At 52.4% G+C, this 6,162-nt stretch carries 4 protein-coding genes; all 4 read right to left on the bottom strand.

Going from position 1 to position 6,162, the window contains the following annotated elements; all coding sequences use genetic code 11:
• A partial coding sequence (locus JJU14_RS09885) for a glycosyl hydrolase family 18 protein (RefSeq protein ID WP_300976210.1) occupies positions 1-1,397 on the bottom strand: 1,397 nt, incomplete at its 3' end.
• A 274-nt stretch (positions 1,398-1,671) separates the two neighbouring features.
• Positions 1,672-3,354 (bottom strand): DUF3300 domain-containing protein, encoded by a 1,683-nt coding sequence (locus JJU14_RS09880; protein WP_228613050.1) that lies wholly within the window; start codon positions 3,352-3,354, stop codon positions 1,672-1,674.
• A gap of 152 nt (positions 3,355-3,506) precedes the next feature.
• Positions 3,507-5,213, bottom strand: a complete 1,707-nt coding sequence (locus JJU14_RS09875) for a lysophospholipid acyltransferase family protein (RefSeq protein ID WP_228613049.1) — start codon at positions 5,211-5,213, stop codon at positions 3,507-3,509.
• Between the two features lie 88 nt (positions 5,214-5,301).
• Positions 5,302-6,102 carry a UDP-2,3-diacylglucosamine diphosphatase gene (locus JJU14_RS09870; protein WP_228613047.1) on the bottom strand — a complete coding sequence of 267 codons (801 nt, stop codon included), beginning with the start codon at positions 6,100-6,102 and terminating at the stop codon, positions 5,302-5,304.
• Positions 6,103-6,162 lie beyond the last annotated feature (60 nt).

Genomic DNA, 6,162 nt, shown 5'->3' with positions numbered 1-6,162 from the left:
TCCCAGTCGATATCGATGCCATCGAAGAAGTCATAGGTGCGGATAAAGTCGATCATCGAGTCGATAAAGACAGCTCTGGCAGCTGGATCAACCCCTATGTCGTACAGCGGATCGGACAGTGTCCAGCCTCCGACCGATGGCAGAATTTTCACCTCTGGATGCGCCCGTTTCAGACGGTACAGCTCGGCAAAAATACCGCGGATCGGTTGATCCCAACGATCACCCGGGTAGGATTTTTCCAGCGCAGCGAATGCATCGTGTACCACCACACTGTAATCCGGTTTGCCCTGGCACTGGCTGTTTAAGGCGGCGTAGCCTTCCGGGTTGGCCTGGCGCAGCGATTCATTCGGGCCACAGACCGGAATAAAGCCGTAGTAGATGTGAGTCAGGTTCTCGGCCGGGATATCGGCGACATGATAATTGCGACCATAGATGCCCCATTCCACGAAGTAGGCAGCCACCTTCTTGCCGGTGGTGTTCTGGTAACTGCGGTTGCGTTCTTTCAGTGGGTGTGGCCAATAGCTCATATCCAGATCCGTCCAGGGATCAAAGTCCGGATTGGTACCGCCGCCATTGCCACCTCCATTACCAGAGCCCGCGCTTACCGTAACGGTTGTGCTGTCACTGTCGGTGCACAATAAGGCTGTGCTGCTTTGTTGGCACAAACTCACTACGTAGTGGTACTGGCCGGTCTGACCGACACTGATCGGGTGGCTGCCACTTTGCGCCTGTTGGCCGCCAGGGCTTAATGGGGCTGAGTGGATAACCGTATCGTCCTGTTTTAACTGCCACAGGTTGCCGTTATTGCCCCACCACATATTCCAGCTGAGGGTAAAGTTGGCACTGCCATTGCTTAGCGTCTGGTTGCTGTCAAGCCAGGCAATCACTGGTTTTGCCGGAGCTGCTGGATTGACTGGTTCGGGATCAACCGGGTCTACCGGATCAACGGGGTCCACAGGATCGACCGGATCAACAGGGTCGACTGGATCCACTGGATCAATTGGATCCGAGCCACCACTGCCACTGACCTGAATGGTGGTAATGCCGCTGGGCTGACAGTGCTCGGTACCACCGCTTACTAGACAGAGCTGAACTTGCAGTTGGTAGCTACCCGGCTGCGTCAGCGTTAAATTGGCCTGGCCACTTTGGCCTTGCTGACCATTTGGTGTTAAGGCGGCACTGTAGACAGCGCTGTCATTTTGCAGCAATGTCCACTTGTTGCCATTGGTACCCCACCACATATCCCATTGTACAGGGATAGTGACACTGCCATTTTGCAGCTCGAACTGAGTTGGCATCCAGCTGATAGTTGGGGTGCCAGGCACGCTGGCGAAGGTTGAGCTGCTGACAAAAAGCAGCGAAGCCGCCAGGCATAGCTGGTTCATTCGTTGTTGCATGGTGTCCTCCACAAAAGACATTTTTTATTGTTATCACTACTCTGTCATAAGAGCAGTGCTTGCATGCGATAACGTATGTCTGCTTGACGAACGGCTCCATGATACTCGTTGCTACGTATTGCATGTCAGTCCTAACTATTTACAGAATGACAGCGTTGTCAAATGATAAAGTTCTGATAACAAGCTAAGTGTTTGAAATGAAATTATAAAATATTTACGATTTAGTGGCGGGAAAATTTACAGTGCCAGCTTGAGCTGACACTGTAACCTTGGTTCAGTCAATCTGCCGTTGCCGGCGCTCGCCACCACGGCTACTTCGCTCAGTGACTTGCGGTCGTGGGTTGGCTGAGCGCTCAACCCGTTGAGGGCGCTGAGCCGGAGTTGAACTCTGAACCCGGCTGGGCGCACTTGGCTGCGACTGTACCCGGTTTGGCGTGCTGGGTTGAGGCTGCACAGTGCTTTGGCTGCGAATAGCCTCAACCGGGCGTTGAGTCCTTTGCTGTGGTTGACTGCTTGGGCGAATAGGCTCCGGTTGCGGCATGGCTCGTTGCTCTATCTGGCGATTCGGTCGGGCAGGAGATTGCTGTTCAGAGTTTCTGACCTGAGGGCGCTGCTGCATAGCAGGCTGAGTGTTAGACACGCTTTGGTTCTGCTGTACCTCACGGGCACCCCGGTACTCGGTTGTCCGAGGGCTCTGCTGAACCTCGCGGGCACCCCGATACTCTGCAGCACGCTGGCGCTGCTCCCGAACTGGAATGGCCGCTGCGCTATCGGTGGCCGGACGGCGCTCTTGCCGTTCAGCTAATTGTTGTTGCCGTTGATTCAGATTGGCAGAACGCTCCGTTGTCGTTTGCTGACGCACTTGCAGCTGTTCTCTGCGTTGCTGCAGATTGGATTCATGCTGCTGCGGTGTAGCATCTGCTCGCAGGCTACGTGAGCGCTGTTGGCTTCGATCAGGGCGATCGTACTCCTGACGTTGTTCTTGCTCAGTTCTTTGCTGGCTCCGGGCATGCTGGCGGAAACTTGTGCTGTAATCACCACTCGGCTGCGCGCGCGGACGGCGCCACTCTCGGGCCGGACCACGTTCTTCCCGGGTGGTACTTCTGGGTCTTGAATCGTACTGCCGGCTCAGTGCTTCACGACGATAGACCACGCCACGACGATGCACCGGATTGTGCTGCCAGCGCTTGCCATGATGCACATGGACTACCCGGGTAGGGTAATAGCGTGGTGGGTGATAAAAGTGATGATGGTTCACAATCACATGGCGATGGTGCCAGTGGAAGCTGCTGAAATAAAAGCGTGGTGTGACCCGGTAATATGGTCCCCAGTAGAAAGCACTGTGGGTATAATAAGCCCCCGGGTAGTGCCAGTAGTAGGGTTGATGATGTGGCCACCACCAGTCACCATAGACGACCCGGGTGTTGTAGTAAGGAACATACACCACTTCACGCTGACGCGGCTCGATCACGATCACATGCTGTTCACGCTGCACCACTATGTGTTCGACTTCATCGAAAGCACCGTGGGCATAAGCCCGCTCACGCAGTTGCTGGATGCTTTGCATCACCCAGGTTTCATCGGTCAGAAAAGCTTCGCCCAATTGCTCCAGCCAGTCCAGATCATCGCTCATGCGTTCTAACAGATCGGGAAACGCAACCAAGGCTTTGACACTAGGATCCCAGGGGTGTTGCTCAACCTGCTGCAGGGCTGTTTCTGAATCCAGCTCTGGGTTTTGGGCGACCCAGCGTGCTGCCTGAACGACTTCAAGTGGGTAGGTTGAGGCAATCAGCACATGACTAAGAATACTGTCTGGATACAAAGCTATCGGTGCCAGCACCTGATCCAGTTGAGCCTGTTCGAACGACTCATCCTGGGCCTTGGCTGCTTGGCTAAGCAGCATGGTACCCAGAACCAACGGCAGCCAAAAACTGAAGATACGTGCTAAGTCAGACATGGTGTGTCCTCCTGTACTCGCCATTGCCAACGGGATCTTACCGGGGCAAGCGATCAGTGCAGCGTGAAAGAGTCACGCATTTGACTAATTTATAGACGGTACAAGCTTAACTTAACCTGAATTGGCACAATCTGCCAGGCAGCTGACAGCCTTCATCCCATATAGCGTTGTTTCTTATGGGCTTTAATTTTTGTGGTATCGACCAGTACCAGGCCGTCCATACAGTCTGAGAAATCCGGGTCCAGTCCAAAACTTAAAAAGTAAGCGCCACCAGGCTCACACAATTCGCTGTACTGTTTGTATAAGGTGGGTATGCTTAGCCCCATATTCGCCAGCAAATGTTTGAGCTGACAGAAATCAGCGGCATAGTCGTTGCCGCTAAAGTGCGGGCGTAATTCTGCTAACAGTTGTTCATGCAAAACATAGGGATGACGGGATACTGCCGGGGATGCCGGATGTTGAAAATAGAGGTTGTAAAAGTACACCATCAGATCGCGAGCGGCCTGGGGATAGCTGTTGGATAAACTGACGGCCCCATACAGATAACGGATATCCGGCCGCTGTTTCAGGTAGGCACCAATGCCATACCATAGATAGTCCAGGCTACGCTTGCCCCAATATTTCGGCTGGACAAAACTTCGGCCCAGCTCCAACCCAGCGTTCAGATAGGGTTTCATGCCACTCGACAAATGAAAGAGAGCATCGCAGTACAAGCCCGTTTGTCCATGCTGTGCCAGAACGGCCGCTGTATCGGCAAAACGATAGCTGCCAACGATATCCAACTCTTTGGGATCCCATAGAATCAAGTGTTGGTACCAGCTATCAAAAGGATCGATATCACGGCGTTTCCCGCTGCCCTCACCAACCGCTCGAAAAGCCACTTCACGTAAACGACCAATTTCACGCAGTACGGGCGAGCTGCCTTGGTGTTGATACAGATAGATTTGTTTCTGATCGGCTGTTTCACCCAATAACTGGCAGGCTTCGACAGCTTTCTTCAGCACTTTGCGATCTTCCGGCAGGGCAATACCGCTTTGAGTTTTAAACAAGGGGGCTTTATCGGTGCCAATACGATACAGATGCTTTTTAAACAGCTTGGTTCTGGCCTGAGGTTCCAGCGCCAGGCTGGAAAAACTTTCAAAGGGAATCAACTCACCGATGCGAATTTGGAGCTGTTTTTGCCGCTGGCGGAACATTTCACGGACTAGCAGCAAGGTAGCCAGCGGTTTGTAAAGCATGGACGCCAGATAGAACTGCCAGGAGTTGCGGCCTTGTAAATAGATGGGCAGCACAGGTGCCTTTGCTTGGGTGGCAAAGCGCAGAAAACCATGGTGCCAGCGGCCATCACGAATGCCGTTCGGTTTTAGCCGGGATACTTCACCGGCAGGAAAAATTATCAGCGCCCCGTCCTGCTGTAAATGCTGGGTTATGTTATCCAACAGCTCACGTCGAGTTTTGCCTTGCATGGCATCGACTGGAAATAACAGGGCATGCAAAGGGGGCAAGGTCATCAACATCTGGTTGGCGACAATTTTTACATCGGGTCGGATTTCGCTAATCAGCTTGATCAGGGCTAGCCCATCCAGTGAACCAATCGGATGATTGGCGATAATCACCACCCGGCCATCGCTTGGGATACGCTCCAGTTCCTGTTCACGCACTGTGGTTTGGAATTGGAAGTAGTCCAGCACTTGCTCGACAAAGTCCAGGCCCTGTAAATGCGGGTAGCTTTCGGCAAAATGCATGAAGTCTTTCTCATGCAGCAACTGGCGTAACAACCAGGTAGTTAGCTTTTTTAGCCGAGGCTTGTGATCAAGCTGTGGTGCTTGTTGTTGCAGCATTTGCTCGACATTAAACATGGTACTGCTCCGAACTGGTTTGGCTATTTTAGCCTAGAGCAGCGATATGGCAGTTTGATGGCTATTTTATGACTGTTTCGTGACCTGCTCAGGCGACTTTGCTCAAGGCCGTGACATTTGCACGGACAGGCTCTGGCCAGACGGAGAGCTGTTGGCAGCTCTCGGCACAATGATAAAGTGCCAGGCTGCCGTCTATGGTTTCAACCAGAGCGGTGCAGCTGTCAATCCAATCACCATCGTTGCAGTAGAGAATTCCATCTTGCAGGGTAATTTCAGGATGATGAATATGACCACAAACAATGCCATCGTAACCGCCGCGCTTGGCACGCTGTACGGCGGCATCCCGGTAGCGTGCTATGGCCTGACGAGCGCCAGGCACTTTGCTTTTAATGTAAGCCGATAAACTAAAGTAAGGCTGGCCTAATTTACGCCGTAGTCGTTGATTCCAACGATTTAGGAATAACAGCAAATCGTACAAATGATCACCCAGCCGGCGATGCCAGTGTGCCAACTGCACATGCTTGTCAAATTCATCACCGTGCAGCAATAACAAACGCTGGCCTGTATGGGTAATATGTTGGCTGCGTAACTGCACCTGGATGGCACCAAAATTTTTACCAGCATACAGTCGAAAGGCTTCGTCATGGTTGCCCGGTACATAAATGATTTCAGTGCCTTGTTCTGCCATTTTAAGCAGTTGACGTACCACCTGGTTTTGCTGAACTTTCCAGAATACCTGGCGCTGCATGGCCCATAAGTCGACGATATCACCCAGCAGATAAATCTTGTCGACCTGGCAATGCTTCAGAAAATTCAGCAGGTAGCTGGCCTGGCAGTTTTTACAACCCAAATGGATATCGGATAAAAACAAGGTTCGGCAGTTCAGCATCGGTAGGCACCATGGTATCTTAGCGATATAGTCAGCTTGCCGATGCTTTGCGTCAGTGGG

The organism is Alkalimonas sp. (assembly GCF_020831925.1).
GTDB lineage: Bacteria > Pseudomonadota > Gammaproteobacteria > Enterobacterales > Alteromonadaceae > Alkalimonas.
This window is presented reverse-complemented; position numbering and strand designations above follow the sequence as displayed.